The sequence below is a fragment of the Streptomyces capillispiralis genome (assembly GCF_007829875.1).
GTDB lineage: Bacteria > Actinomycetota > Actinomycetes > Streptomycetales > Streptomycetaceae > Streptomyces > Streptomyces capillispiralis.
Genome location: NZ_VIWV01000001.1, coordinates 1,817,343 through 1,842,972, shown reverse-complemented (window position 1 = coordinate 1,842,972; position 25,630 = coordinate 1,817,343). Strand labels below are relative to the sequence as shown.

Genomic DNA, 25,630 nt, shown 5'->3' with positions numbered 1-25,630 from the left:
CCCGCACCCGCACACCCCAGCAGTCCGGAGACCCCTCATGACCACCGCCGCGCACTTCACCGCCGCACTGCGCGACCGTCAGCGCCTCATCGGCTACTGGTCGCTGCTCGACTCGCCCGTCGCCGCCGAGCGACTGGCCCGCCTCGGCTACGACTACCTGGCCTTCGACGCCCAGCACGGCCTCTTCGGCTACCAGGGCCTGCTCAACAACCTCATCGCCACCGACACCCGCGGCTCCACCGCCGTCGGCATGGTCCGCGTCGAGGCCAACGACCCCACGTACATCGGCCGCGCGCTCGACGCGGGCGCCGCCGCCGTCATCGTGCCGCTCGTCGACACCGCGCGGGACGCGGCCGACGCGGTCGCCGCCGTCCGCTACCCGCCGCACGGCCGCCGCTCCTACGGCCCGATGCGCGCCCAGCTGCGCATCGGACCGAACCCGGCCGACACCCACGAGCAGACCGCCGTCCTCGCCATGATCGAGACCGCCGACGGGCTCGCCAACGTCGAGGAGATCTGCGCCGTCCCGGGCCTCGACGGCATCTACGTCGGCCCGTCCGACCTGCGCCTGGCCATCGGCGGCAGGACCTCCACCGACCCGGACGTCGCCGAGGAGTTCGAGCACGCCCTCACCCGCATCCGCGAGGCCGCCGAGGCCGCCGGCATCGCCGCCGGGATCCACAACGGCGACGGCGCGAGCGCCGCCCGCCGGCTCGACGAGGGCTTCACCTTCGCCTCCGTCGCCGCCGACGTGGTCCACCTCCAGCAGGTCGCCACCGCCCACCTGGCCGCCGCCCGCGGGGAGGACCGGGCATGAGCACTCCGGCCCGCACCACCCTCATCACCACCCCCACCTTCGCGCGGCACTCCAGTGACCCCTGGACCCTGCTCGCCGACGGCGGCGCGGGCCCGGTCCGCCCGTACGACGACCGCGCCCTGCCGCACGCCGAACTGCTGGAGCGCATCACCGGCGCCGACGCGCTCATCGCCGGCATGGACCCGGTCACCGCCGAGGTCATGGACGCCGCCCCGCGCCTGAAGGTCATCGCCAAGCACGGCGTCGGCACCGACACCATCGACGTCGCCGCCGCCCGCGAGCGCGGCATCCCCGTCGTGTTCGCGCCCGGCTCCAACTCCCGGGCCGTCGCGGAATTCACCTTCGGGATGGTGCTCGACGCCGCCCGCCGGATCAGCGCCTCCCACACCGCCGTCACCGAAGGCGCCTGGCCCAAGCTCTTCGGTCCCGAACTCCACGGCAGGACGATCGGCGTCGTCGGCTTCGGCCGGATCGGCCGGCTGGTCGCCGGCTACGCGCGCGCCTTCGGCATGCACGTCCTCGCCCACGACCCGTACGTCCCCGACGACGCGGTCACCGCGGCCGACGCCGAACCCGCCGCGCTCGACGCCCTCCTCGCCCGCGCCGACGTCGTCACCCTGCACCTGCCGCCCGCCGGGCAGCCGCTGCTGGACGCCGCCCGGCTGGCGGCGATGAAACCCGGCGCGATCCTCGTCAACGCCGCCCGTGGCGGCCTGATCGACGACACCGCCCTCGCCGCCGCCCTGCACTCCGGGCACCTGGCCGCGGCCGCGCTCGACGCCTTCGCCGTCGAACCCCTTCCCGACGGCCACGTCCTGCGCGCCGCACCCCGGCTGACCCTCACCTCCCACATGGCCGCCTGCACCCCGGAGGCCAACCGCGCGATGGGCCTGATGGTCGCCGAGGACGTCCTGCGCGTCCTCGCCGGCGAGCCCCCGCACCACGCGGCCGGCTGACCCCGGCCCCCACCCACGTCACCCCCCATTGCCTTCTCCCGCCCTCACTGCCTTCCGCTCCGGCGACGGCGCCGGAACAAGCAAAGGAACACCGCCATGTCGACCACCGCCACCGCCCCAGCGGCGGAGCACGCGCAGGCCGATCCGTACGCCCTGCGCCCCGAGGACGCCCGTCCCGCGCCGACGGCCTTCCGGGACCGGATCCGCCATCTCGGCCCCGGCTTCGTGCTGTCGGCCGCCGTCGTCGGCTCCGGGGAGCTGATCACCACCACCGCGCTCGGCGCCCAGGCCGGCTTCGCGCTGCTGTGGCTCGTGATCGTCTCCACCGCGGTCAAGGTCTGGGTCCAGATGGAACTGGCCCAGTGGACCATCCTCAACGGGCGCACCGCACTGGAGGGCTACCGCGAGGTCGGCCCGCGCATCGGCCGGCTGAGCTGGATCAACTGGCTCTGGATCGGCATGGACTTCGCCAAGATGTTCCAGCGCGGAGGCATCATCGGCGGTACGGCGGCGGCCTGTTCGGTGCTGTGGCCGATCATCGGCGAACCGCTGAGCTGGGGCTCCCTGGCGCTGTGGGCCGTCGTCGTCACCGTCGCCGCGATCCTGCTGCTGCAGTCCGGCAAGTACAGCCTGGTGGAACGCGCCTGCCTGGTCTCCGTCGTGGTGTTCACCCTGGTCACCGTCAGCCTCGCGGTCGGCCTGCCCGGCACCCAGTTCGGCTACGGCGGCAGCGAACTGGGCAGCGGCTTCGGCTTCGAGATCCCGGCCGGCACCGTCGGCATCGCCCTGGCCGTGTTCGGCATCACCGGTGTCGGCGCCGACGAGATGACGACGTACACCTACTGGTGCATGGAGAAGGGCTACGCCCGCTGGACCGGTCCCGACGACGGCAGCGAGGAGCGGGCCCGCCGCGCCGAGGGCTGGATCAAGGTGATGCGCCTGGACGCCCTGACCGGCCTCGCCGTCTGCGTGCTGTGCACCCTGTCCTTCTACGTCATCGGCGCGGCCGTCCTCCACCCGCAGGGACTGGTGCCCGAGGGCAACGAGATGATCACCACGCTGTCCCGCATCTACACGGACACGATGGGCCCCTGGGCCGAGTACTTGTTCCTCGTCGGCGCCTTCGCCGTCCTCTTCTCCACCCTCATCGGCTCCACGGCCTCCGTCCCCCGGCTGTGGACCAACACGCTCGGCCTGCTCGGCGTCATCGACTGGAGCGACGTCCGCGCCCGCACCCGCACCATCCGCATCCTCACCTGGTGCCTGCCGCTGCTGTGGACCTGCTTCTTCCTGTGGATGCAGTCGCCCGTGCTGATGGTGCAGATCGGCGGCATCGGCGGCGGCGTCTTCCTGCTCGCCGTGGTCGTCGCGGTCTGGCGGCTGCGCCACACCGGAGTGCCCAAGCGCTTCCGCGGCAACCCGTGGCTGACCGCCGCGCTCGTCCTGAGCAGCGTCGCCATCCTGTGCGTCGGCGTGTACGGCGTGCTCAAGACGCTGGGCGCGGTGCCGGAGTAGCCGACGCCCCCCGCGGACGCGCCGACGGGGCGGCGTACACCGACGTGGTGTCGGTGTACGCCGCCCCCAATTCGTGCGCGGGCGCTACTTCGGGTCGCGGTCGAACAGCGAGCGGGACCAGACGTACCCCAGGGCGGCCAGCCCCAGGCACCAGGCCACGGCGAGCCATCCGTTGTGGCCGATCCCGGTGCCGAGGAGCAGTCCGCGCAGGGTCTCGATGGCGGGGGTGAACGGCTGGTACTCGGCGAACGGCCGGAACCAGCCCGGCATCGCGTCGACCGGCACGAAGGCGCTGGACAGCAGCGGCAGGATCATCAGCGGCAGCGCGCTGTTGCTCGCCGCCTCCGCGTTGGGGCCCGACAGGCCCATCCCGACCGCGATCCAGGTGAGCGCCAGGGAGACCAGGGTGAGGAGGCCGACCGCCAGGATCCACTCCAGGACGGTGGCGTCCGTGGTCCGGAACCCGATCGCCACGGCGACGGCCCCCACGAGGACCACGCTCAGCACACACTGCAGCACGCTGCCGGCGACGTGCCCGATGAGCACCGACCCGCGGTGGATCGCCATGGTGCGGAAGCGGGCGATGACGCCCTCGGACATGTCCATCGCCACGGAGACGGCACTGCCGATCGTGGTGCCGCCGATGGTCATCAGCAGGATGCCGGGGACCAGGTAGGCGATGTACGCGGAGCGGTCCGCCTCGCCGCCGATGCCGGCGCTCATCACGTCGCCGAAGACGTAGACGAAGAGCAGTAGCAGCATGACCGGGGTGAGCAGCACGTTCAGGGTGAGGGACGGATAGCGCCGGGCGTGCAGGAGGTTGCGGCGCAGCATCGTGTGCGAGTCGCGTACGGCGAGGGAGAGGGAGCTCATCGGGCGGTCTCCTCGGTCTGGTGGGTCCGGTCGGTGAGGGCGAAGAAGACGTCGTCGAGGTCGGGGGTGTGCACGGTCAGCTCGTCGGCCTCGACGCCGGCCGCGTCCAGCCAGTCGAGCAGGGAGCGCAGTTCGCGCTGGCTGCCGTCGCTGGGCACCTGGAGGGTGAGGGAGTCGTCGTGCCGGCCGGCCTCGCGCAGGGCGGAGGCGGCGGACCGGTAGGCGGCCGGGTCGCTGAAGCGGAGCCGGACGTGCCCGCCCGGGACGATCCGCTTCAGCTCCTCGGCGGTGCCCTCGGCGACGATCCTTCCGTCGTCGAGGACCGCGATGCGGTCGGCGAGTTCGTCGGCCTCCTCCAGGTACTGGGTGGTGAGCAGGACGGTCGTGCCGGCGGAGACCAGCTCACGGACGATCTCCCACACGCTGTGGCGGCTGCGCGGGTCGAGACCGGTGGTCGGCTCGTCGAGGAAGATCACCTCCGGGCTGCCGACGAGGGTCATGGCGATGTCGAGGCGGCGCCTCATGCCGCCCGAGTAGGTGGAGGCGGGCTTCCGCGCGGCCTCGGTGAGGTCGAAGCGCTCCAGCAGCCCGGCCGCCACGCGCCGCCCCTCCCGTTTGGACAGGTGGTGCAGGTCGGCCATGAGGAGCATGTTCTCCTCGCCGGTGATCAGCCCGTCCACGGCGGAGAACTGACCGGTGACACCGATCGCGGCGCGCACCGCCTGCGGGTCGGTGGCGAGGTCGTGCCCCGCGACCCGGGCCTGCCCGCCGTCGGCGGTGACGAGGGTGGAGAGGATCTTGACGGTGGTGGTCTTGCCGGCGCCGTTCGGCCCGAGTAAGGCGAACACCGATCCGGCGGGGACGGTCAGGTCGACGCCGTCGAGGACGGTCCGGTCGCCGTAGGACTTGCGCAGTCCGAGGGCGGAGACGGCGGCGGACGACGCCCCGTGTGCGGGCATGGGCATGACAGAAAGAGGCATGGGGTCCTCCGGTGGAAGGGCTGAGGGGGTGTGGGAGGTGGGGTCGCTTCGGCGATGCGGGCGCTCAGGCGCGGCGGATGTCGATGTTGCCGTGCCGGGTGCGGGCGCGGACCTCGACGGTGTCCTCGGTCTGCTCCGGGGTGCCGGACGCGGTGAGGGCGTTGCGCACCTGCCCCGAGCCCGAGTCGACGTCCAGCCAGGCGGCCGTGCCCTCGCGGACACCGACCTCGATGGCGCCGTAGTTGGTCTCCAACTGCACGGTGCCACGCGCCACTTCGCCGACGCGCAGGGTGCCGTGGGCGGTGGTGGCGGTGACCGAGTCCTCGGCGCGCCGGATCTCGATGTCGCCGTTGGCGCCGCTCACCCGCAGCTCGCCGGTCGCGGCGTCGACGGTCGTGGTGCCGTGCGAGTTCTTCAGGACGGCGGGGCCGTCGACGACGCCGACGCGCAGGCTGCCGGAGCTGGTGGTGATCTCCGCCCTGCCCTCGACCCGGTCCACGGTGATGGAGCCGTGCGAGGCGGTCAGCCGCAGCGGGCCGGTCGTGTCGAGGCGGACGTCGCCGGACGAGGTCTTCACGCGGACGTCGCCGAGCCGGCCCTCGCCGAGCACCTGGGTCCAGGCACCGGTCATGTCGATGTGCGAGCCCGTGGGCAGTTCGACCGTCACGTCGACGACGCCGGTGCGGCCGAACAGGTTGGGCTTGGGCGTCCTGACGGTCAGTACGCCGCTCGTGTACGTGACCTCGGTCTGGTCGGCCGTCCGCACGTCCAGGTCCTTCTTCGGGTCGCGGGGCCGCACCTCGACCACGGTGTCGGCGCGGTCGCCCGCGGTGAACTGCAGGGATCCGGCCTCCACGTGGGTCGTGGCCGAGATCGGTTCGGGGGTGTCGAAAGAAGGCATGGCTGTCCCGTCCTCCGGGGTCTTGGGGCGTCCCCGCAGGTGGGGACGTGATGTGGTGGGTGGAGTGGTGCGGGTGGGGCGCGGTCAGCGCACCCAGCCCGTGAAGCTCTGTCCGACGGTGCGGGTCTTCTCCGCCGGCCGCGGCCTGGTGCCGCCGTCGACCGCGGCCGACACGGCGCGCACCAGCCAGGCGTTGACCGACAGGCCCTCGCGGCTCGCGGCCTCCTCGGCCCGGGCCTTGAGGTGGGCCGGCAGGCGCAGGTTGACGCGGGCGGTGCCGCCCTCGTCGCCCTCCGCCGGGGCCCTGAACGGTTCGACGGGCGCGGCCTGCGGCTCGGTGTGCGCACCGCCGTCGACGGGCGGCGGTGTCACGACGAAGTCGGGGTCGAGCCCGCGCAGCCGTACGTCGACCGAGCCGGGGGCGAGTTCGCGGGTGATCTCGTCCATCGCGGCGGAGAGCACGTGCAGCATGGTCAGCCGGGCCGCCGACTCCAGGGGGGCGGTCAGCCGCTCGGCCAGCTCACGGGCGTCCTCGCCGCCGGCCTCGGCGGCCACCGCGAGCTCGCGGCGGAGGGTGTCGACATACGGGGTGAGGTCCATGACGCCATCATGGCACCATCGTGGCGCCACATGCAAGCCCTCTTGGCGTCTCGGGGGTGTCGAACTGGTCCTCAACCGCCCTGAGCTGCGGAAACGTGCGGGGATTCGGGTGGTGCGGTGCGATCCCAGACGCCGGTATCCGCTCTCGATGGCACGGAATGGCGCCGCAGTGGCGCCACGTGGCACCTGATGGTGCGGGACGGTGTCAGGTGGCGCCATACGGCGTCCGGCGTGGCGCCGGCCTACCGGTGCAGGTGGGCCAGGGCGTCCCCGCTCACGGGGTAGGGCCGCTCGCGCGGCAGGAGCTGCCGGGCGAGGTCCGGCTCTCCGTCCCGCACATGGGCGTGGACCGCCCGGGCCAGCGGTGTGACGTCGGCGATGGAGACGATCCACTCGTCGGCGTAGCGCTGTGCGGCTTCGCCGGTGAGGCCGAGCTGGAGCGAACGGTGGGCCAGCGGCTGGAGGCGCAGGTCGCGTTCGGGGTCCCACTGCACGCGGGCGGGAGCTCGCCTCAACAGGCGCTGCCACGTGGCGCGGTCGGTGTGGAGTCCCCGCTCGTAGTGGGACAGACAGGCGCGGCGCAGCGCCCACTCGAAACCGTCCCGGGTGATCTCGACGGCGAGGACCGTCTCCTGCCCTTCCTTGCCGCCCCACCCGCAGCGGTGCATCATCCACAGGAACGACGGCTTGATCCACGTCATCCGGTCCCGCTTCCACTCCGCCGGGAAGCGGCCGTCCCGGGCCGCCGCCAGGCCGATCGCCGGCGCGTACGCCTGGTAGACGGTGATCGTGCGGTCCGTGTGCAGGGCTCTGATCCGGTACGTGGGTTCTGTCACCGGATCAGAGTGGTCACCCGTCCTCGCGTGCGCCATCGAATTACCGGGGAGCGGCCCGTCGCCGGGCCGGGGTCACGCCCCCGAGGCGACCGAGGCCCCGCTCGTCCGTTCCGTCCAGCTGATCCACCGCGCGCACACCGCCACCAGCACGGCGGACGCCGCGACCACCGCCATGCCGACCGTCAGGTCCGCGTACCCGGCGACGAAGCCGATCAGCGCCGGGCCGGCGAGGAGGCCGGTGGTGCCCATGGCGGCGACCAGGGCGAGGGCGTTCGGGCCCTGAGCGGCGGCGGCGACGTAGAGGCAGGGGGTCACCGTCGCCATGCCCAGGCCGACGCAGGCGAAGCCGATGAGCGCGGGCCAGGTGCCGCCCGTCAGCAGGGCGAGGGCGAGGCCCGTCCCCGCCACCGTGCTGCCCACCCGCACCATGCGCGCGTCGCCCCAGCGGTTGCGCCAGCCGTCGCCCACCAGGCGGGCCAGCACCATCATCACCGAGACGACGGCGATGCCCAGCGGCGCCAGTTGCCCCGAGGCACCCGTCTCCTCCGTCAGGTACAGCGCCGACCAGTCGTTCATGGCGCCCTCGGTGACCGTGCCGAACACCATGGCGCAGCCCAGCACCACAGCCGCGCGGGAAGCGCCGTTCAGGATCCCGGGGCCCTTCTTCCTCTGCGCGGCCTGTTCCTCCCCGGGTCCGGGAGCCGCCGGGTCGTCGGCCGACAGCCGGGTCCGCGCACCGGCGAGCAGCAGCACCGACAGCACCGCCGCCACCGTGAAGTGCGCGGTCAGGGAGTGCGTGACCGTGTTCATGCCGGAGGCCAGCAGCGCGCCCCCGAGCGACCCCGCGCTGAACGACGCGTGCAACTGGGCCATCGCGGCCCGCCCGTGCCGGGACTCCAGGGCGGCCCCCTGCGCGTTCATGGCGACGTTCAGACAGCCGACGGCCACACCGTCGAGGAAGATCACCAGCAGCACGAGCGGGTAACCCCCGGCCGCCGACAGCGCCGGCAGCACCGCCACCAGGCCCAGCGCGGACCAGAGCGCCAGCCGCCGCGAGCCCAGCCGGCGCATCAGGTGGGCGATCAGCGGGAAGGCCACCGCTGCCCCGACCCCGCAGATCATCAGCAGCAGACCCAGCTGGGTCTCCCCGAGGCCGAAGCGGGACTTCAGGGCGGGCAGCCGGGAGGCCCAGGTGGCGTACTGGAAGCCGAGGAAGAAGAACAGGGCGGCGGTGGCCAGTTGGTCGCGGCGGAAGTCGCCGAGGGTGGGCAGCATCAGGTGTCAGGACCCTTCTTCCGGGCCGCCGTGGCGGTGGGACTGGACCGGGCAGGACATGTAGACGGCGCCGTCGCCGTACCCCCCGGGGAGGTGCGCGCCCGGGTCGGGCCGGTAGCCGTGCCCGGCCCAGAAGCTCTCCGTCCCGCCCACGGCGACCAGGGAGATCCGCTCGAAGGACGACCGCTCCGCCGTCGCCGTGAGGTGCCGCAGCAGCCTGCTGCCCAGCCCCCGGCCGCGCAGGTCGCCGGCGATCACCAGATCGTGCAGGTGCAGGTTGCGCGAGTCGAAGGTCCCCTCCTCCGGCCGGGCCAGGTCCGGGGAGCGGAAGCGCGGGTAGGGCAGGGCGAGCACGTACCCGGCGACGCGGCCGCCGGTCTCCAGCACGAAGCAGGTCGACGGGGAGGCCCGGCCCCGGGAGCGCAGCGCCTCGATCCCCTCGGACAGCGAGGCCGGCGCGTACACCTCGGCCTCCAGGGCGGCGATGCGCGGCCAGTCGTCCTCGGCGACGGTGCGGACGCGCACGTCCGGGGCGTCACCGCGGACGCAGACCCGGGGGAGCGGGGCGAAGCCGTTGAACCCCTCGGTCATGTAGCTGGCGGCGTAGGCGCCGCTGGACAGCACCCACACCGGGTCGCCCGACACGAGGGCCCTCGGCACGCGCACCCGGCGGTGTTCGTGGGCGTAGGCGTCGTCGCTGTCGCAGGTGGGACCCGCGACGACGGCGGGGACCAGGTCGTCGTCGGAGACGTCCGGGTGGGAGGGGAAGACGAGCGGGTACTGCACCTCGTCCATCTCGTACAGGCCGTTGAACTTGCCGCAGCTCAGGTACAGCCAGTACGCGCGCTCCCCGTCCGGCTGCCGGCGGGACGTCAGCCGGGACACGTGCGCCCGGACCGCGCCCTGGTCGGCGACCAGATGGCGCCCCGGCTCCAGGACGAAGTCCAGGGGACGGGGGGAGAGGTCCGCCAGCCGTTCCATGCCCTCGCGCAGCACGGCGAAGATCTTGTCCAGCGGCGGTTCCAGCCGCCTGCCCCGGCGGTCGACGTAGCCGAGCGCCGGCAGCCCGCCGCCCAGGTTGACGTGGTCCGGCACGATCCCGCGGCCGTGCAGCGCCGTCAGCGCGTCGGCCAGGGTCGCGAAGACCTGCTGCCACGCCTCGGTGGTCATCTGCTGCGAGCCGACGTGCACCGACAGCCCCGCGGGCACCAGCCCCGCGTCCCGCGCGGCCTCCAGGACCCGTACGGCGTCGTCCACCGAGCACCCGAACTTGCGGCTCAGTCCCCACAGCGCCCCCTCGCCGCTGGTCGCCAGGCGGCAGAACACCCGTGACCCGGGGGCGTGTCCGGCGAGCGCGGCCACGTCCTCCACGCTGTCGGTGGCGAAGTCGCGGACGCCGAGCCGGTACGCCTGCGCGATGTTCCGGTCGGACTTGACGGTGTTGCCGTAGTGGATCCGCCGCGCGGGCACACCGGTCGCCAGTGCCCGGGCGACCTCCCGGGGACTCGCCGCGTCGAAGCCGGCGCCCCGGCCCGCCAGGCAGGCCAGGACCTCCTCCACGGGACACGCCTTCATGGCGAACCGCACGTCGACGCCCGGCAGTTCAGCGGTCAGCGCGTCGTACCGGCCGGCGATCCCGTCCAGGTCGTAGACGAGCGCGTCCTCGGTGGCGGCCGCGAGAGCGGCGCGCAGGGACGGCCTCACCGGAGGGCGCTCCGCGGCCCGGCGTCCCGGCTCGCGTCCACCAGGGCCCGCCAGGCCCCGATGAGCAGCACGAAGTCCTCGGTGTCGCGCGCGGCCCCGTCCAGCAGGCGCTGCCGGTCCGCCGCCACGGCGCGCGCGAACTCGGCGTACCTCCCGCCCAGCCGCCGGTACGCGGCCTCGACCGTGTCCAGCCGGCGCTCGTTCTCCGTGCGGTCCAGCCCCACGCTCTCGGCGAGGAACGCGGCGAACGGCGCGGGGTCCAGCCGCCCGTCGCCGTCCAGCAGCCCGGCGCCCGCCTCGGCCATCCGGTCGTAGACGAAGTGGAAGTACAGCATCGACAGCAGGAACTTCACGAACCGCGTCTGGTACGCCAGGAAGCCGGCGTGGGTGCGGCGCTCCCCGGTGTAGTAGTTCTCGATGTGCCGGTTGTGCAGCACACCGGGCAGCGCGGCGTCGTGCACGGCGTGGATGAGGAAGTAGTCGCTGCCGATGGTCGCGGTGGCGGGCGGCAGCGGCAGCCGCTCGTACACGTCCCCGAGGAACGCGATGTTGCACATGTCGACACGCATCGGGTCGACCACCGTCAGCGTCGCGTGGTCACCCGCGAAGGGCAGCAGCCCGGCGCCCTTGAAGGACTCCTCGGCCAGGCCCCGCCGCTGCTCGTCCGACCAGTGGCCGGGCGCCCACAGGCCGACGACCTCGTCGTAGACCTCCTTGTCGAGCTCCTGGATGCCGCCGATGTCGACGGAGAGTTCCCCGATGAAGGAGGCGCCGACCATCGACACCGGGCGGTGCGCGACCGCCGGGTCGAGGACCACCTCCGACACCCCGGCGGCGGCGTCCGCGGCCCGCCTGCCCAGGGAGGTCAGCTCGTGGTGGACCGGGTAGACCGGTTCGCCGTCGAACAGCTGGTAGCGCGAGTCGGAGTCCCGGCGGTGCACCGAGCGGCAGCCCAGCGCCGCCGCGATCAGGAAGGCGCGGTTGGTGCAGGCGCCGTAGGAGACCGCGTCCGGGAGCATCAGGCCGAGCACCCGCTCCGGATCGGGCAGCGCGGCCCGTGCGATCGCGGCGCGCAGGAAGTCCCGCTGCGCGGACTCGTCGAGGTGGTGCACCACCACGTGCGGCGCCCCGGGCAGTGCGGCGACCGTCCGGGCGTGCGCGGCGAGGGTCGCCTCGTCGGAGGAGTCGAGGATCAGCAGATGCACCTCGACGTCGAAGTGCCGTGCCGCGTGGTCGGCTTCGGCGGCGACGGCCGTGATGGTCGCGGAGCACTCCCGGTTGGTCGGGAGCGTCAGGCATATCCGGTGCACGTCGGTTCCCCGTCTCATCGTGTCCGCTCGGGCCCGTGCCAGGGCGTGAGACCGAGCAGGCGGCGGCCCAGGTCGTCGAGTTCGGCGGTGCCGTACCGCAGGGACTCGTGCCGGACCGCGTCGCCGAGCAGCGTCGCGTTCCACTCCGGGGTGCCGAGCGTGCGCCAGGACTCCACCCGGGAGCGGCGCAGCTCCTCGTGCTCCTCCAGCGCGGGCATCATCGACAGGTACTGCACCGCCCGCACCCCGTCGGCGGAGGTGTTGGGGGCCACGCCGTGCGCCAGCATCCCGTTGAAGATCAGCAGGTCACCGGCCTTGAGCCGGGGCCGGATCACGGGGAACTCCGCGCGGTCGGTCCCGGGCCGGATCGGGTCCCGGCCGACGGGCTGGGCGACCTTCCACTCCTCGAACCGGCGGAACAGCTCCGGGGAGCACTGGAAGCCGCCGTGGTCCGCCTCCGTGTCGGTGAGCGCGATGATGCCCTGCACCCGCTGCGGCGGCACACTCGCCGTGGTGTCCACGTCCCAGTGCAGCTCGATGTCGAAGCCCTCGTCCGTCGGCTCGATGAACGAGCGCGAACGGTTCCCCACATTGGGCGGATTGAGGTTGAGGCGGTCCAGGGTGACCCAGAGCTCCTCGCAGTCCCACACGTCCACGAAGGCGTCGTAGACGCGTCGGCTCTGCCGGCTGTCCCACATCAGCTGGTGGTGGTACGCCTCGACGAAGCCGTAGACGAACAGGTCCCGGTCGAGGTCCGAGCGGAAGACGCGCTCCGGGTACCAGGTGTCGGGGCGCTGCGGGTCGAGGCCCTGGAACTCCCAGGCGAACTCCAGCAGCAGCTTGGCCGCGTCGGGGGAGATCGCCTCGGGGACCACCACGTAGCCGTGGTTCTGCCAGGAGGCGAACTGCTCCTCGGAGAGCACCCGCAGGGGCAGGTCCTTGCGCAGGTGCCGCAACTGGGTCTCGGCGAGGTAGGTCTCCCCGTCGGCGCTGAAGTAGGGGCGCTCGGAGGCGGCGCGGTGTAAAAAGCGGTGGTTCGTCGTCATGCGGTACTCCGGAGATCGGGCTCACTCACGGCATGCGGACAGAAGGACGGAAGGACGGAAGGACAGAAGGAAGGAAGGACGGACGGAAGGGAGGAGAAGGAAAGGGCGCCGGGTGGTGCTACGACGGCCCGGTGCGGCCCACCAGCACCTCGGCCGCGGCGATGCCCGACACCCGCGTGGCGCCGTGCGTGGCCAGGTACACCGCTCCGGGGCGCTCACCCGCGGGGACGCCCATCTCGACGACGAGGGCGTCGGGGCGCCGGCGGACCAGGCCGGCCAGCGCGCGGGCCATCCAGCCGTAGCGGACGGCGTCCCGGACCACCACGACCAGCGGACGGCCGTCCGCCGGGCGCAGTGCCAGCCGCTCCAGCACCTCGTCGCCGTCCTGGAGCTGGCGCTCGCCGAGCCGGACGGACGTGGTGCCCGGCCGCAGCGTCTTCAGCGGTTCCGCCACGCCCCACGGGGTTCCGGGGTCGATGGCGAGGGTGGTGGCCGGGGACAGTTCCACCACGTGGGGGGTGCCCACGAGCGGGAACTCGGTGGCGCGGTCCGGCCCGTGGTGGACGCGGACGGCCCGCCGGGCCGCCGTCAGACCGATGCCGGGGCTGTCGCGGGGCCCGGGCGCGCGGCGGCGCAGCGCGCCCGCCCACCCGGCGAACTCCGTCACCCGCGCGGCGGCCTCGGCGAGCCGCCGTTCCGGCAGCCGTCCGTCGGTCACGGCGGCCACCAGGGCGTCGGCCAGCCGGGCCGTGGTCGCCTCGTCGGCGTGCGCGCCGCCGACGCACACCGCGTCCGCACCGGCGGCGACGGCCCGGACGGCCGCGCCCGTCAGGCCGTAGCGGTCGGCCACGGCGCCCATCTCGACGGCGTCGGTCACCACCAGCCCGGTGAAGCCGAGTTCGCCGCGCAGCAGGTCGCCGACGACGGGGCGGCTCAGGGTCGCCGGCCACCGGCTGTCGTAGGCCGGGACCAGCAGGTGCGCGGTCATCACGGCCCGTACGCCCGCGTCCATCGCGGCGATGAACGGCGGCAGCGCGGTCAGCGCCAGGGTGCCGGCGTCCGCCGAGACCTGCGGCAGTCCGTCGTGGGAGTCGACGACGGTGTCGCCGTGGCCGGGGAAGTGCTTGGCGCACGCGGCGACGCCCGCCGACTGCAGCCCCCGCACCCACGCGGCGGCGTGCCGGGAGACGACGTCGGTGCGGGAGCCGAAGGAGCGCACCCCGATGACCGGGTTCAGCGGGTTGGTGTTGACATCGGCGCTCGGCGCGTAGTTCAGGGTGATGCCGAGGCCGTGCAGTTCCCGTCCGACGTCCCGGGCGACCTGCTCGGTGATATCGATGTCGTCGAGGGTGCCCAGTGCCAGGTTGCCCGGGCGGGAGGCCCCGGTGCGGGCTTCGAGGCGGGTGACGTCGCCCGCCTCCTCGTCGACGGCGACGACGAGGGCGGGGTTCTCCGCGTACAGGGCGGTGGTGAGCGCCGCGACCTGTTCGGGGCCGTGGATGTTGCGGGCGAACAGGACGACGGAGGTGAGTCCTTCGGAGATCCGGCGGCGCACCCAGTCCGGCACGGTGGTCCCCTCGAAGCCCGGCTGGAGCACGGTGTGGGCCAGCCGCGACAGGCGCGGGTGGCTGCTCTCGGCCATGCGGGGACCTCCGGACAGATGTCGAGCACGCGCTCCCCGGACGGGCGGGATCGCGCCAGGATTGGTTCAGACCAGACCGCATATTGGCCTATACCAATAGACGATGTCAAGGAATTGTGGAATCCAAGTGGCCCGATTTCGGAGCGGTTTCCGTTGCAGAAGCGACGGTGATTCCCGGCGGTTTCGGAGAGTGTGAATTCTTCTTGACACCCTGCTTGGTCCATACCAAGGTGGCTCACGGTCATTCTCGAACAGCGCACGGTCATCACCGCCCGGGGGTGTGGGGACTTCAGTCGTCGGGTGGACCGGTGCGATGCGCGAAGAAAGCTAACGGGGGTTTCTGGCGTGTTAGTCCACCTTCTCGGGCCGCTGCGTGTCCTCTGCGACGGAAAGGAGGTCCCGCTCGGCGGCAGACGAACGAAGATCGTCCTCGCGGTGCTGGCCCTGGAAGTCAACTGGGTGGTGCCCATCGACGATCTCGTGGACGCCGTGTGGGGTGGCTCGCCGCCCGCCAGCGCGCGTACGCAGATTCGCATCTGCATTTCCACCATGCGCCGGGGCTTCGCGGCCGCCGGTCCGGCCGGCCTCATCGAAACCCATCCGCAGGGCTACCGGCTCTGCCTGGACGAAAACCAGCTCGACGCCTCCGTCTTCGACGCCCGGGTACGCCGCGCGCGCACCCTCACGGAGGCCGGGCTGACCGAGGAGGCCGTCCACACCCTGCGCCGGGCCCTGTCCCTGTGGACCGGTCCCGCCCTGTCGGGCCTGTCCGGCGGACCCGTCGAATCCGGCGCACGCCGCCTGGAGGAGGCACGGCTGCGCGCCACCGAGGAACGGATCCGCCTCGACCTCGAACTGGGCCGCCACCAGGACCTGATCGGCGAGTTGATGCAGCTGACCGCCGAACACCCCTACCGCGAGCACCTGCACGCCCAGCTGATGCTCGCCCTGTACCGGTCGCAGCGCACCGCGGAGGCCCTGGAGGTCTACCGCGGCATCCGCTCGACCCTGGTCGAGGAGCTGGGCATCGAGCCCGGCCCCGAACTCGGTGAGCTGGAACAGGCGATCCTGCTGGGCACAGAGCGCAACCAGCCGGTGCGCGGGGTGGCCTGAGCGCGGCGCCCGCGCCGGGGAGGGCGGCCAGGACCGCCCCGCCCCGGCCGTGCGCCCGCCCGGGGGTCACAGCGACACCCACAGGTCCTGCAACCGGTGCTCGGACAGACCGCCGGTGGACAGCAGGTCGTAGCGGTGCACTCGCACGCCGTGGACGGTGAAGCTCCAGTCCACCCGCCACAGCGGCAGCGGCCGGTTGAACACGCTGTCCCACTCGAAGGCGGCCGGGGCGGCGTACCTCCAGGTCATCGGCAGCAGTTCGTCGTTGGCGCGCAGCGCGTCGTCGGCCCGCTCGCGGATCCCGTCCAGTTCCCGCATCGACTCCGTGGAGTTGAAGTCGCCGGAGATCAGCGTCGGGTACGGGTTGTCGTCCAGGTCCTCCTCCAGACCGCGCAGTTCCTCGAGGCGCCAGTCGAACTTCCGCTTGAAGTAGGAGTCGTGGTCGTAGCCGGAGAACAGGTCGAGGTTGTCGACGGCCAGCGGCACGGTGATGTGCACGTTGTAGACACTGAGCACCCGGCCGTGGACCGACAGGTCCGTGCGCATCACCTTGTCCCGCTCGAAGACCCGCTTGAACGTGGTGTCCGGGCGCGCGTCCAGCTCGACGGCGGGACCCACCGGGGGACTCGCCACGACGGGAAAGCGGGACAGCGTGAGCAGTTCACCGCGGCGGGCGATGTGGTACCCCGGGAACTCGGCGCGCAGCCGGTCGTCGTCGTCCACCTCGCTGTACCCCTCCTCACCGAGCCCCGCCCGCCAGGCCACGTGCTCCTGGAGCAGATAGACGTCGGCCGGGTGCTCGTGCAGCAGCTCGTAGACCTTGTCCGTCCCGGAGTTCTGGCCCCAGTACTGCGTGTTCAGCGACACCACGTGCAGCGCGCCCGGCGGCACCGGCCCGGGATCCCGCCACAGCGCGGGCCAGTTGATGCCGGACCCGGTGGTGAGCGCCAGCAGCAGCGCCGCCGAGGCGAGCCCCGCGCTCCACCGCCGGCGCCGCCCGCAGGCCGCGGCACCGGCGAGGAGCAGCACCGCCGGGACGGACACCAGCAGCACCGGCGGGGCCGCGTCCAGCAGGATGCTCCAGTGCCAGCGGCCGCTGACCAGCCACCGCACGACCGCGTACAGCAGCCAGACGCCGGTGACGGCCACCAGCACGCGTCCGTACCACAGGCGCAGGGCCCGGGCCGTCCGGCGGGCGCGTCCCGGCGTGCCCGCCGTCCGCCCCACCCCGTCCGGCACGGGGAGCGTCGGCGGTCCGGCGGGCGGCGACTGGGTCGTCATGCGGCCACCTCCGTGCGGTACATACGGCGGAAGCGCCCGCTGACGGCCCACTGGACCAGGCCCACGGCGAGCCCGGCGACCACCGCGGTGTTCATCAGGAGGTGGCAGCCGGTGAAGAACACCAGGAACGCGGGGCCGCGTTCGCGGGCGACGAAGACGTACTGGCCCAGGTCGGCGAGGACACACGCGGCCAGCGCCAGCAGGGGCACCGGCGCGGTCGCCGGCCACACCAGGGCGAGGGGCAGCGTCACCAGGGCGAGGGCCGCCAGCACGGAGGCGGCGGCCCGGCCGCCGGTCTCCATGCCCTGCATCGCCCGCCCCCGGTCCAGGTAGAACGGCACCCGCAGCCGGCTGCGGACGAACGCCTTGCGCAGCAGCGGCCGCATCCGCGTCTCGTCGGACAGCCGCCCGCGGACGCGGGAGGTGAGCAGCATCGGGGAGCGGGCGGCGAGCCGTTCGGCGTGGTCGATCTCCTCGGTCTGCCGCAGCGCGGAGTTGAACCAGCCCGCCTCCAGGAAGGCGGACCGGCGCACCGCGCCCAGCGCGTAGAAGCCGCCGCTGACCAGGCCCTCGGCGCTCTTGCGCCAGTAGTGGTACTGCAGGATGCGGTAGTCGCAGACCGGTCCCTCGTCGAACAACGGCTCCTTGTCCGGTATGCCGAAGACGGCGCCGTACGACGGTTTCTCCTCGAAGAGCTCCACCGCCCGCGCCACCGCCTCGGGGTGCAGGGTCACATCGGCGTCCAGGAAGAACACGATCTCCCCCCGGGCGTGCCTCACGCCCAGGTTGCGGGTGGCGCCGGGGCCGCCGTTGCGCCCGGCCCGCACCACGGTGACGGGGTGCAGGGCGGCGATCTCGGCGGAGCCGTCGGTGCTGGCGTCGTCGACGACGATCACCTCCAGCTTCCGGTAGGTCTGCTCCAGGACGGAGCGCAGGCAGAGGTCGACGGTGCGGCGGTCGTTGTAGAGGGGGACGACCACCGACACGAGAGGTGCGGCCATGGGGGTCCTTGTGTCCTTCGGGTCCTCGGTCGGGACGCGCGGTACGTGACGGGGGTGGACGGGGGGAGTGGTCAGACGGCCTGGAACACCACGAGCAGCGCGGCCCACACGGAGGAGTTGGTGAGCATGACGGGGTCCCGCAGCAGGACCCGCACCGGGCTGCCGCCCTCGCTCTTCACGACCACGATCTGCAGATAGCGGAAGAGCGCGAACAGCGCGCAGGGGGCGGTGAGCAGGGCCGCCGGCGCGTAGCCGGACTCGGTGCGCAGGAAGAGCAGATAGCTGACCATGGTGAGCGCGGCGCACATCACCAGCACCAGGTCCAGGAAGTGCGCGGAGTAGCCGGCCAGCGCGGGCCGGTGCCCGGTGCCGGAGACCCCCAGCTCGTGCCGGCGCTTGCCCAGGATCAGCAGCAGGCACAGGGTCAGGACGGTGAGCACCAGCCAGCCCGCCACCGGCCGGCCGCTCGCCTCGTACCCGCCCAGCAGCCGCAGCACGAACCCGGTGGCCACGATGAACACGTCCAGCAGGTGCAGGTGCTTCAGCCGCCAGCTGTAGGCGGCGTTCACGGCCAGGTAGAGCAGGACCGTCCAGGTGCCCTCCGGGCCGAGCGGGGCGAGCAGCGCCACCAGCGCCAGGGCCAGCACACCGCCGAAGGCCACGGCGGCCGGCGGCCGCACCTGCCCGGAGGCCAGGGGCCGGTGCCGTTTCACCGGGTGGCGCTTGTCGCGCTCTCGGTCCGCGAGGTCGTTGACCAGGTACACCAGGGAGGACGCCAGTACGAAGGCGGCGGTGGCGAGGGCGACCCGTCCGGCCGTGCCCCAGTCCCACGGGGCGCCGAGCAGCGGCAGCGGCACCACCAGGACGTTCTTCGGCCACTGGCCGGGGCGCGTCAGGGCGGCCAGCCCGGCCGCCACGCCCCGCGCCGGCCGCGCCCCGGTCCGCGCGCCCGTGCTCCCGGCGGGGGCGGACTTCGCCCGTTCGTCGACGAAGGTCATGGCCCCTCCTCAGAAGAAGACTCTGGCCGCGGACAGCACGCCCTGGCGCCACGGATCCCGGCTGGTGCGGCCGGTGGCCCCGCCCGCCGGGGTCTCGTGCCGGGCGGTGCGCCACCACTCGTAGGTGAGCAGGACGGCGTCCCGGTTGGAGTACTTGGGCGTGAACCCCAGCCGCCGCGACGCCTTGTCGATGCTGACGTACGAGTCGTCCATCAGCTTGTGCAGCAGCCGCCCGTACACCGGGGACAGCCTGGCCCTCTGCAGCGCCGCGAGCACCCCGAGCGCGGGCCGGGCGGGCAGCCCGACGACCCGTTTGCCGTGGCCGGCGGCGTCCAGGACGGCCTGGAAGTCCTCGCGGAGGGTGCCGAACTCGGCGGCGGCCAGGTTGTAGGTGTCGTTGGCGACGTCCTCCCCGGCGGTGAGCACGGTGACGACCGCGTCGATCAGGTCGTCGATCGCGAACATCTGGATGCGTACGTCGCCCCTGCCCAGGACCGGGAAGTTGCGCCCCTCCTCCGCCCACTCGAAGAGCATCGAGAACAGCCCCATGCGGCCCGGGCCGACGAAGGTCTTGGGCCGCAGGATCGGCACGCACATGCCGTCCCCGCGGTACCGCTCCGCGACCTCCTCGGCCGCGGCCTTGGCCCGGCTGTAGGTGTCCACGGGCTCGCGCGGATACTCCTCGGTCGTGGGGACCACGCGCGGCAGCCCGTACACCGCGGTGGAGGAGACGTGCACCACCCGGGGCGTGCCCGCCGCCCGTGCGGCCGCGAACACGTTCTTGGTGCCGCCGACGATGATGGACCGTATCTGCTCGTCCGGATAGCTGGGCAGGGCCGCGGCGGCGTGCACGAGGACGTCGGCGCCCGCCAGGGCACGGCGCATCAGCTCACGGTCCCGGATGTCCCCGACGAACTCCACTCCCGGGCCGGGGCGCAGGTCGACACCGCGCACCTCCCAGCCGTCGGCGAGCAGGCGCTCGGCCAGCCGGCCGCCGAGCATGCCGGCCGCGCCGGTGATGGTGATCACCACTGCGAGCTCACCTTCTGCTTGACGAAACGCGCCACGAGACGGCCGAGGCCCTGCTCCAGCACCGCGCCCAGGGCGTCCACCGTGCGCTCCGCCTCGTCGGGCTCGGTGACCAGCGAGGGCCCGAGGATCAGCGGGTTGCGCCCGTTGAGGGTGTAGTAGGCGAAGATGTCGTGGTCCTCGTAGAGGGCGCTGATCACCGCGCAGGTCACCAGCTTGGTCTTGAACTGCGGGTCCCTGGCCATGCCGCCGGGCGCCAGTTTCGCCACCAAATCGAGCACCCGGGGACCGCCGTCGATGAAGACGCCCCACAGCGCACCGGCGCCCGCCACCCTGCCGATCGCGTCGGGGTGTTCCTTGGCGAGCCGGGCCAGTCCCGGTTCCAGCACGGCCTCCAGCGCGCGGGCGCGCGCCGGATAGTCGTCCTCCACCGCGATGTTGACCGCCTCCAGGGCGGTGGCGCACTCCTCGCCGAACCCGTAGTACGTCGTGGAGGTGGAGTTGAGCAGCGAGTCGCCCAGATTGTCGTACGCCTTGCGGAAGACCGGTTCCCGGGCGACGTAGGCGGAGATCGAGGACTTGCCGCCGCCGAACGACTTGGAGGTGGTGACCACGTCCGGCAGGAGCCCCGGGTACCGCATGAAGTAGAACATGCTGCCCGTCTTGCCCCACCCGGTGTAGATCTCGTCGAAGACCAGCACGATGTCGTGCCGGGTGCACAACTCGCGCAGTCCGCGCAGGAAGTGCTCCGAGCACCACTGGATGGTGGAGGCGCTGAACGGCTCGACGAGGATCGCGTACACGTCCCCGGGGTGCCGTCCGATCGCCTCGCGCACCGAGTCCAGGTCGCCGTACCGGAAGGTGTCGACGCCGGGGATGGTCGGGAAGGGGAACTGGCTCTGGCCGGTCAGCCCGCCCGAGCCGAGCAGCTTGCCGTGGAAGGCGCAGTCCGCGCGCAGCACCGTCTGCCGGGTGCCGGCGTGGTACTTGTAGGCGAGCTTGACCGCTCCCTCCACCGCCTCGGCGCCCGAGTTGGGCAGGAACGACATGGAGAGGTCGCCGGGCAGCACCTCCGCCAGGTTGTGGCCGAGCGCCGCCAGGTAGGGCGAGAAGTACGTCTTGTGGACCTCCATCCGCCGGTCACGGGCGAACCGTTCCCGGACGGCGAGGACGCGCGGGTGGTTGTGGCCGTGGTTGAGGACGCCGACCCCGCCGGTCATGTCGAGGACGCGGCGCCCGTCCTTGAGCGTCAGATAGGCGCCCTCGGCGTGGTCGACCAGTTCGCGGCCGAAACCGAACGAGGTCATCAGGGAGACCTGGCTCTTGTTCACATGCCGTCGGTAGAGGTCGTGCACCTCGCCGACCGCGAGCCGTTCGGCGTCGTCAAGGGTGTACACGGGTTTCTCCCATCGAAGTCACGGACTGCGGGCTCACGGGCCGCGCCGTTGCGGGCCGCGGACTCACGGGTGGTCCGGGGGCGCCCCGGAACCGGGCCCAGGCGAGGACGACGGCCGAACTGCCCAGTTCGGCCACGACACAGACGAGCCGGCTGGCGAGGGCGGCGGTCACCGCGGCGCCGCCGGGCAGGACGACGGCGAGCGCGGCGGTGATGGTCAGCTCCCGCACCCCCCACCCGTCCGGCACGATCAGCGCCAGGCTGCTGACCACCGTGGCCAGGGCGAAGGCGCCGACCGCCGGGCCCGCGCTACGCCACACCGGCGCGTCCAGCGCGAGGACCACGAACCACAGGTGGGCGCCGGAGACCAGCCAGGAGGCGACGGCCAGCAGCATGGCCCGCCGGACCGTCGCGTCGTCGGGCACCCGCACCGGCCGGCGCAGCCTCCTGGCCAGCGCCGTCACCGGCCGGGTCGCCAGCGCGGGCCGCACCACACAGGCGGCGAGCCCCAGGGCCGGCAGGAGCAGCCACGGCCAGGTGCCGGGCATCGCGGCGGGCGCCGCGAGCAGGGCGACCCCCGCCCCGGTGAGCAGCGTCAGGGCCAGGCTCAGGACGTACGCGGAGGTCATCTGCGCTCCGGGCACCCCGACGGCGCGGCCGTGCGCGACATGGGTGAGCACGCCCCAGACGCGTCCGGGGATGTACTTGCTGAGCTGGCCCAGGAAGTAGATCTTCGCCGCGTACAGGCCCCGCACGGCGTGCTCGCCGGGGATGAGCACCCGCCAGGCGTGCACGGCGAGCACCAGCCCCGCGACGTTGGCGGCCACCGCCGCGGCCAGCAGCGGCACGGCCTCCGGCCGGGCCAGCGCGCGGGCCGCCCGCGGGCCGTCCTCGCGCAGTGCGAGGCCGACGAAGACCAGCGCCGTCAGCACGACGGCCGGGGTGAGCAGCGCGCGCAGCCGGCGCTTCACCGGCTCGGCTCCCGGCGCACGGCGGCGTTCCCGCCGGCGGCCGTCCGGCCGGCCGGCGCGCGCAGGGCGCCGAGCGCGGCGCCGCTCAACAGGGCGGCGTGGGTGGCCAGATGGACGGCGGTGAAGAACGGCACGAACCCGGCGCCCCGGTGTCGTGCGGCGAACCGCAGCAGTCCCAGGTTGGCGGCGCAGAACGCGGCCAGCCCCGCCACGGGGGCCGGGGGGAACCAGGGGGCGAGCGGCAGCGTGAGGAGGAACAGGGCCGCCGCGGCGACCGAGGCGGGGCTGTTGGCCGTGAGGTTGCGGCGTCCGCCGCGCCGCGCCGACCGCAGCGCGGGCACCAGCAGCAGGGCGCGGCGGAACGTCTCGGCGAGCAGGGCGCCCAGCTCGTGCTCCTCGTCGTGCCGGGCCACGATCCGGTCGGTCAGCACGATGCGGAAGCGCGGGGCGAGCCGGTCGCTGAACTCCAGGTCCTCCGAGTCGCGCAGCCGCTCGTCGAACCCGCCCACCACCTCGAACACCCGCCGGGGCACGGCGGCCTGGGCGAAGAACGCGGTCTCCACCTCGCCCACGCCGCGGGCCCGCCACCAGTGGGCGTGCAGCACCTTGTACCGCTCCACCGGGCCGTCGTCGAACAGCGGGTCCGGCGCGATCACGCCGTGTACGCACCCGCAGTCCGGGTCCGCGGCCAGGATCTCCACGGCGGCCGCGACCGAGCCGGGGGTGAGCGCCTCGTCGGAGTCGAGGAAGAACAGGATGTCGCCCGTGGCGGCCGCGATGCCGGTGTTGCGGGCCGCCGAGACACCGCGGTTGGGCTCCAGCCGGATCACCGTGCACGGGAAGCCCCGGGCGATCTCGCCCGTCCGGTCGGTGCTGCCGTCGTCCACCACGATCACCTCGTGGACCGCACGGGTCTGGGCGTAGACGGACTCCAGGCAGGCGGCGAGGGTCCGGGAGGCGTTGTGAGCTGGGATGACGACCGATACGGAAGGCGGCATGCGGGTAGTGTCGGTCGCGCTGCGTATCGGACCGTTATCGGTTCTGTATCGTCCCCCGGCGGCCGTCGCGCCGGCCTGCGGGCGCCCCGGGGAGGGCGCCGGGCGCTGCTACTGTTCGGCCGCGTGTTCGCCCGAGACCCGTACGACCGCCCGCCCGAGGACGTATGACGGCCACCTCCGAAACCCTTCCGCCCCCCGCTCCGGCCCCGCCGCGCCCCGGGCGCCGGCGGGGCGTCGGCTCCGCGGTGCTGATCTGCCTCACCGCGTCGTGGGCGCTGTACTCGCTGCTCAACCTCGCGCTCGGCGGCCGCTGGTGGCTGTGGCTGGTTCCCGACCTGGTGCCGCCGCTCTGCTTCGTCGCCGTACCGCTGGTGCTGCTGGCGTTCGGCCTGCGCGCCGGACCCCGCCGGGTGCGCCGGCCGCTGGTGGCCGTGCTGGTGCTGTTGCTGCTGTCGGGACTCACCCGCGCCGGGGTGAACTGGGCGGCCCTGACGCCGGGCGGGCGGCCCGGACCCGCGCCCGCGGACGCGCTCACCGTGGTCGCGTGGAACACCAAGTACTGGGACACCGCGGACGATCCCGAGGCGTTCTACCGCTACCTCAAGGCCGAGCGGGCCGACGTCTACCTGCTGCAGGAGTACCTGGCATGGGTCGACGGCCGGCCCGCCCCGATCGACGAACTGGACCGCGTGCGCGCGGAGTTCCCCGGATACCACGTGGCGGTGCTGGGGGAGCAGGTGACCCTGTCACGGTTCCCCGTCGTCGCCCGCCCCCCGGTCGGACCGGGCCGGGACATACGCCCGGGCACGCCCTGGCGGGAGACGTTCGAGCGGGGCAAGGTGCTGCGCACGGACGTGTCGGTGCGGGGCCGGGTGGTCTCGTTCTACAACGTCCACGTGCCCGTCCAGCTCGACATCGAGCGAGGCGTCCTGAGTGGAGGTTTCTACGACGAGATCCGGACACGGGACGCCGAGCGCCGGGCGCACTACGCGGCCCTGCTGCGGGACGTGACGGACAACCCCCACCCGGTGTTCGTCGCGGGGGACTTCAACACCACCCCGGCCATGCGCGACCTGGACCCGCTGCGTGACACCCTCCACGACGCCCTGCCCGCCTCCGCGACCGTCCTCCCCCTCACCTGGAACAGCGAGGGGCTGGAACTGTGGCGGCTCGACTGGGCGTTCACCGACGACGCGCTGCGCGTGCACCGCTACGACTTCGTGGACCCGCGCGGGCTCTCCGACCACAAGGCGCAACGGCTGGTGGTGTCGCTCGCCCGCTGAGACCGGGCGGTGCCGGGACACGGGAACCGCGCCCCGCCACCACCCACCCTCCGGCCGCCCCCGCGGGGGCCGCCGTCCCCGCGCCGCGCCGTCGTCAGCGGCCCGCTCGGTCGAGGCGCTCGCGCTGCCCGGGGTCCAGTACGACGTCGAGCGCCCCCATCGCCTCCTCGACCTGGGCGACCCGGCTGACCCCGACGATCGGCAGGATCCGCGGATCGTGGTCCAGCAGCCAGGCGAGCACCACCTGGTTCACCGTCGCGCCCACCTCGTCGGCGACCTCGCGCAACGCGGTCAGCCGGGGCTCGGTGCCCGGGTGGTCGTAGGCGGCCGGGATCTCCACGTCGGCGCGGGTGTAACCGCCCGACAGCAGCGGGCTGTACGCCCACAGACGCAGATCCGGCTCGCTGCGCGCGTAGTCGAGCAGCTCGGAGGTGACGTGGACGTGCGCCGACGACGGCAGCGGCAGGTCGAGGCGGGGCTGCAGGTAGGAGTACCGGTACTGCAGGTGGGTGTAGCGGGGCCGGTCGCCCGCGAGGGCACGGGCCCGCTCGACGCGCCAGACCGCGTGGTTGCTCACCCCCAGCTCACCGGCCTTGCCGCTGTCGACGAGGTCGGCGAGGGCGTGCACGGTCTCGTCGAGGGGGACGGAGCGGTCCTCGATGTGGCTCCAGTACACCTCCACGCGGTCGGTGCGCAGCCGGCGCAGGCTGTCCTCCAGCGCCGCCCGGATCACCTTCTCCGACAGTCCCTCGGCGGACTCCAGGCCGCCGCCGGGGACGGAGGGCCGGGCGCCCACCTTGGTGCCGATCGACACGCTGTCGCGCGCGCCGCGGTCGGCGAGCCAGGCGCCGAGGACGAGTTCGCTCTCGTCGCCGTTGGCGCCGTCGGCCCAGAAGGCGTAGTTGTTGGCCGTGTCGAGAGCGGTGCCGCCCAGTTCGGTGAACCGGTCCAGGATCCGGAACGACGTCTCCTGGTCGACGCTCGTACCGAAGCCCAACGTGCCGAGAACGATGGTGCGCTGCGGGATGGCCATGGGGTGTGGGTCCTTGGGATGGGAGCCGGATGGTCCCCCCGTGTATACCTCCCGCGACGCTCAAAGGTCTAG

The 25,630-nt window shown here is 73.2% G+C and carries 23 protein-coding genes and 1 pseudogene; 5 read left to right on the top strand and 19 right to left on the bottom strand.

The genetic code is table 11. The annotated features are described in order from the left end of the window. Positions 1-37: 37 nt before the first annotated feature. The 3 genes from FHX78_RS07475 (at position 38) to FHX78_RS07465 (ending at position 3,288) form a co-directional block, all read left to right on the top strand. Positions 38-817: an HpcH/HpaI aldolase family protein gene (locus tag FHX78_RS07475; protein WP_145866675.1), complete on the top strand. Its 780-nt coding sequence runs from the start codon at positions 38-40 to the stop codon at positions 815-817. Then, on the top strand, positions 814-1,773 hold the full coding sequence (locus tag FHX78_RS07470) for a phosphoglycerate dehydrogenase (protein ID WP_145866674.1): 960 nt from the start codon (positions 814-816) through the stop codon (positions 1,771-1,773). Before FHX78_RS07475 ends, FHX78_RS07470 begins: the two co-directional genes overlap by 4 nt. 96 nt (positions 1,774-1,869) lie before the next feature. After that, positions 1,870-3,288 (top strand): Nramp family divalent metal transporter, encoded by a 1,419-nt coding sequence (locus tag FHX78_RS07465; protein WP_145866673.1) that lies wholly within the window; start codon positions 1,870-1,872, stop codon positions 3,286-3,288. 84 nt (positions 3,289-3,372) lie between these two features. Here the strand turns inward: FHX78_RS07465 and FHX78_RS07460 are convergent, their stop codons facing one another. The 11 genes and pseudogenes from FHX78_RS07460 to FHX78_RS07415 all read right to left on the bottom strand — a co-directional run bounded on the left by FHX78_RS07460 (position 3,373) and on the right by FHX78_RS07415 (position 14,455). After that, positions 3,373-4,161, bottom strand: coding sequence for an ABC transporter permease (locus FHX78_RS07460; protein WP_145866672.1), 789 nt, complete (start codon positions 4,159-4,161; stop codon positions 3,373-3,375). Continuing rightward, positions 4,158-5,141 carry an ATP-binding cassette domain-containing protein gene (locus FHX78_RS07455; protein ID WP_145866671.1) on the bottom strand — a complete coding sequence of 328 codons (984 nt, stop codon included), beginning with the start codon at positions 5,139-5,141 and terminating at the stop codon, positions 4,158-4,160. Before FHX78_RS07455 ends, FHX78_RS07460 begins: the two co-directional genes overlap by 4 nt. 64 nt (positions 5,142-5,205) lie before the next feature. Then, positions 5,206-6,042 carry a DUF4097 family beta strand repeat-containing protein gene (locus tag FHX78_RS07450; protein WP_145866670.1) on the bottom strand — a complete coding sequence of 279 codons (837 nt, stop codon included), beginning with the start codon at positions 6,040-6,042 and terminating at the stop codon, positions 5,206-5,208. Positions 6,043-6,126: 84 nt separating this feature from the next. Continuing rightward, entirely contained in the window at positions 6,127-6,642 is a 516-nt protein-coding gene (locus tag FHX78_RS07445) for a toxin-antitoxin system HicB family antitoxin (RefSeq protein ID WP_145866669.1), read from the bottom strand. Between the two features lie 242 nt (positions 6,643-6,884). Continuing rightward, positions 6,885-7,514 (bottom strand): DUF4291 domain-containing protein, encoded by a 630-nt coding sequence (locus FHX78_RS07440; RefSeq protein ID WP_145866668.1) that lies wholly within the window; start codon positions 7,512-7,514, stop codon positions 6,885-6,887. A gap of 36 nt (positions 7,515-7,550) precedes the next feature. After that, the gene (locus FHX78_RS07435) at positions 7,551-8,753 is read right to left on the bottom strand and encodes an MFS transporter (protein WP_145866667.1); all 1,203 of its coding nucleotides are present in this window, start codon (positions 8,751-8,753) and stop codon (positions 7,551-7,553) included. 6 nt (positions 8,754-8,759) lie between these two features. Next, positions 8,760-9,278, bottom strand: coding sequence for a GNAT family N-acetyltransferase (locus FHX78_RS37360; RefSeq protein WP_229923975.1), 519 nt, complete (start codon positions 9,276-9,278; stop codon positions 8,760-8,762). A gap of 15 nt (positions 9,279-9,293) precedes the next feature. Then, a pseudogene (locus FHX78_RS07430) lies at positions 9,294-10,457 on the bottom strand (type III PLP-dependent enzyme); the annotation flags it as partial. Then, complete coding sequence (locus tag FHX78_RS07425; protein WP_229923965.1) at positions 10,454-11,785, bottom strand: DUF6271 family protein; 1,332 nt, start codon at positions 11,783-11,785, stop codon at positions 10,454-10,456. The pseudogene FHX78_RS07430 and the gene FHX78_RS07425, both read right to left, overlap by 4 nt. After that, a complete protein-coding gene (locus tag FHX78_RS07420) occupies positions 11,782-12,813 on the bottom strand; it encodes a phytanoyl-CoA dioxygenase family protein (protein ID WP_145866665.1) in 1,032 nt (343 codons plus the stop codon). The genes FHX78_RS07425 and FHX78_RS07420 overlap by 4 nt, the downstream gene beginning before the upstream one ends. 118 nt (positions 12,814-12,931) lie before the next feature. Continuing rightward, positions 12,932-14,455, bottom strand: a complete 1,524-nt coding sequence (locus tag FHX78_RS07415) for a glycoside hydrolase family 3 protein (RefSeq protein ID WP_145866664.1) — start codon at positions 14,453-14,455, stop codon at positions 12,932-12,934. Between the two features lie 345 nt (positions 14,456-14,800). Between FHX78_RS07415 and FHX78_RS07410 the strand changes: the two genes are divergently transcribed. Continuing rightward, positions 14,801-15,568, top strand: coding sequence for an AfsR/SARP family transcriptional regulator (locus tag FHX78_RS07410; protein ID WP_145866663.1), 768 nt, complete (start codon positions 14,801-14,803; stop codon positions 15,566-15,568). Between the two features lie 66 nt (positions 15,569-15,634). On the opposite strand, the gene FHX78_RS07405 is transcribed toward FHX78_RS07410, so the two are convergent. The 7 genes from FHX78_RS07405 to FHX78_RS07375 all read right to left on the bottom strand — a co-directional run bounded on the left by FHX78_RS07405 (position 15,635) and on the right by FHX78_RS07375 (position 23,242). Further along, complete coding sequence (locus tag FHX78_RS07405; protein ID WP_145866662.1) at positions 15,635-16,849, bottom strand: endonuclease/exonuclease/phosphatase family protein; 1,215 nt, start codon at positions 16,847-16,849, stop codon at positions 15,635-15,637. Next, the gene (locus FHX78_RS07400; RefSeq protein WP_145866661.1) at positions 16,846-17,850 is read right to left on the bottom strand and encodes a glycosyltransferase family 2 protein; all 1,005 of its coding nucleotides are present in this window, start codon (positions 17,848-17,850) and stop codon (positions 16,846-16,848) included. The genes FHX78_RS07405 and FHX78_RS07400 overlap by 4 nt, the downstream gene beginning before the upstream one ends. A 71-nt stretch (positions 17,851-17,921) precedes the next feature. Next, positions 17,922-18,848 carry a UbiA prenyltransferase family protein gene (locus FHX78_RS07395; RefSeq protein WP_229923964.1) on the bottom strand — a complete coding sequence of 309 codons (927 nt, stop codon included), beginning with the start codon at positions 18,846-18,848 and terminating at the stop codon, positions 17,922-17,924. 9 nt (positions 18,849-18,857) lie between these two features. After that, the gene (locus FHX78_RS07390) at positions 18,858-19,880 is read right to left on the bottom strand and encodes an NAD-dependent epimerase/dehydratase family protein (RefSeq protein ID WP_145866660.1); all 1,023 of its coding nucleotides are present in this window, start codon (positions 19,878-19,880) and stop codon (positions 18,858-18,860) included. Continuing rightward, positions 19,874-21,274 carry an aspartate aminotransferase family protein gene (locus tag FHX78_RS07385; protein WP_208766180.1) on the bottom strand — a complete coding sequence of 467 codons (1,401 nt, stop codon included), beginning with the start codon at positions 21,272-21,274 and terminating at the stop codon, positions 19,874-19,876. The genes FHX78_RS07390 and FHX78_RS07385 overlap by 7 nt, the downstream gene beginning before the upstream one ends. Beyond that, complete coding sequence (locus tag FHX78_RS07380) at positions 21,261-22,244, bottom strand: lysylphosphatidylglycerol synthase domain-containing protein (RefSeq protein WP_145866659.1); 984 nt, start codon at positions 22,242-22,244, stop codon at positions 21,261-21,263. Before FHX78_RS07380 ends, FHX78_RS07385 begins: the two co-directional genes overlap by 14 nt. Beyond that, the gene (locus tag FHX78_RS07375) at positions 22,241-23,242 is read right to left on the bottom strand and encodes a glycosyltransferase family 2 protein (protein WP_145866658.1); all 1,002 of its coding nucleotides are present in this window, start codon (positions 23,240-23,242) and stop codon (positions 22,241-22,243) included. The genes FHX78_RS07380 and FHX78_RS07375 overlap by 4 nt, the downstream gene beginning before the upstream one ends. A gap of 164 nt (positions 23,243-23,406) precedes the next feature. Between FHX78_RS07375 and FHX78_RS07370 the strand changes: the two genes are divergently transcribed. Further along, on the top strand, positions 23,407-24,525 hold the full coding sequence (locus tag FHX78_RS07370; RefSeq protein ID WP_145866657.1) for an endonuclease/exonuclease/phosphatase family protein: 1,119 nt from the start codon (positions 23,407-23,409) through the stop codon (positions 24,523-24,525). 94 nt (positions 24,526-24,619) lie between these two features. Here FHX78_RS07370 and FHX78_RS07365 read toward each other — a convergent pair whose 3' ends face one another. Then, entirely contained in the window at positions 24,620-25,558 is a 939-nt protein-coding gene (locus FHX78_RS07365; protein ID WP_145866656.1) for an aldo/keto reductase, read from the bottom strand. Between the last annotated feature and the right edge of the window lie 72 nt (positions 25,559-25,630).

What these genes read in the sequence shown, in the direction of transcription:
- FHX78_RS07475 (WP_145866675.1), top strand. Translation starts at nt 38, where the DNA reads ATGACCACCGCCGCGCACTTCACCGCCGCACTGCGCGACCGTCAGCGC.
- FHX78_RS07470 (WP_145866674.1), top strand. Translation starts at nt 814, where the DNA reads ATGAGCACTCCGGCCCGCACCACCCTCATCACCACCCCCACCTTCGCG.
- FHX78_RS07465 (WP_145866673.1), top strand. Translation starts at nt 1,870, where the DNA reads ATGTCGACCACCGCCACCGCCCCAGCGGCGGAGCACGCGCAGGCCGAT.
- FHX78_RS07460 (WP_145866672.1), bottom strand. Translation starts at nt 4,161, where the DNA reads ATGAGCTCCCTCTCCCTCGCCGTACGCGACTCGCACACGATGCTGCGC.
- FHX78_RS07455 (WP_145866671.1), bottom strand. Translation starts at nt 5,141, where the DNA reads ATGCCTCTTTCTGTCATGCCCATGCCCGCACACGGGGCGTCGTCCGCC.
- FHX78_RS07450 (WP_145866670.1), bottom strand. Translation starts at nt 6,042, where the DNA reads ATGCCTTCTTTCGACACCCCCGAACCGATCTCGGCCACGACCCACGTG.
- FHX78_RS07445 (WP_145866669.1), bottom strand. Translation starts at nt 6,642, where the DNA reads ATGGACCTCACCCCGTATGTCGACACCCTCCGCCGCGAGCTCGCGGTG.
- FHX78_RS07440 (WP_145866668.1), bottom strand. Translation starts at nt 7,514, where the DNA reads ATGGCGCACGCGAGGACGGGTGACCACTCTGATCCGGTGACAGAACCC.
- FHX78_RS07435 (WP_145866667.1), bottom strand. Translation starts at nt 8,753, where the DNA reads ATGCTGCCCACCCTCGGCGACTTCCGCCGCGACCAACTGGCCACCGCC.
- FHX78_RS07425 (WP_229923965.1), bottom strand. Translation starts at nt 11,785, where the DNA reads ATGAGACGGGGAACCGACGTGCACCGGATATGCCTGACGCTCCCGACC.
- FHX78_RS07420 (WP_145866665.1), bottom strand. Translation starts at nt 12,813, where the DNA reads ATGACGACGAACCACCGCTTTTTACACCGCGCCGCCTCCGAGCGCCCC.
- FHX78_RS07415 (WP_145866664.1), bottom strand. Translation starts at nt 14,455, where the DNA reads ATGGCCGAGAGCAGCCACCCGCGCCTGTCGCGGCTGGCCCACACCGTG.
- FHX78_RS07405 (WP_145866662.1), bottom strand. Translation starts at nt 16,849, where the DNA reads ATGACGACCCAGTCGCCGCCCGCCGGACCGCCGACGCTCCCCGTGCCG.
- FHX78_RS07400 (WP_145866661.1), bottom strand. Translation starts at nt 17,850, where the DNA reads ATGGCCGCACCTCTCGTGTCGGTGGTCGTCCCCCTCTACAACGACCGC.
- FHX78_RS07395 (WP_229923964.1), bottom strand. Translation starts at nt 18,848, where the DNA reads ATGACCTTCGTCGACGAACGGGCGAAGTCCGCCCCCGCCGGGAGCACG.
- FHX78_RS07375 (WP_145866658.1), bottom strand. Translation starts at nt 23,242, where the DNA reads ATGCCGCCTTCCGTATCGGTCGTCATCCCAGCTCACAACGCCTCCCGG.
- FHX78_RS07370 (WP_145866657.1), top strand. Translation starts at nt 23,407, where the DNA reads ATGACGGCCACCTCCGAAACCCTTCCGCCCCCCGCTCCGGCCCCGCCG.
- FHX78_RS07365 (WP_145866656.1), bottom strand. Translation starts at nt 25,558, where the DNA reads ATGGCCATCCCGCAGCGCACCATCGTTCTCGGCACGTTGGGCTTCGGT.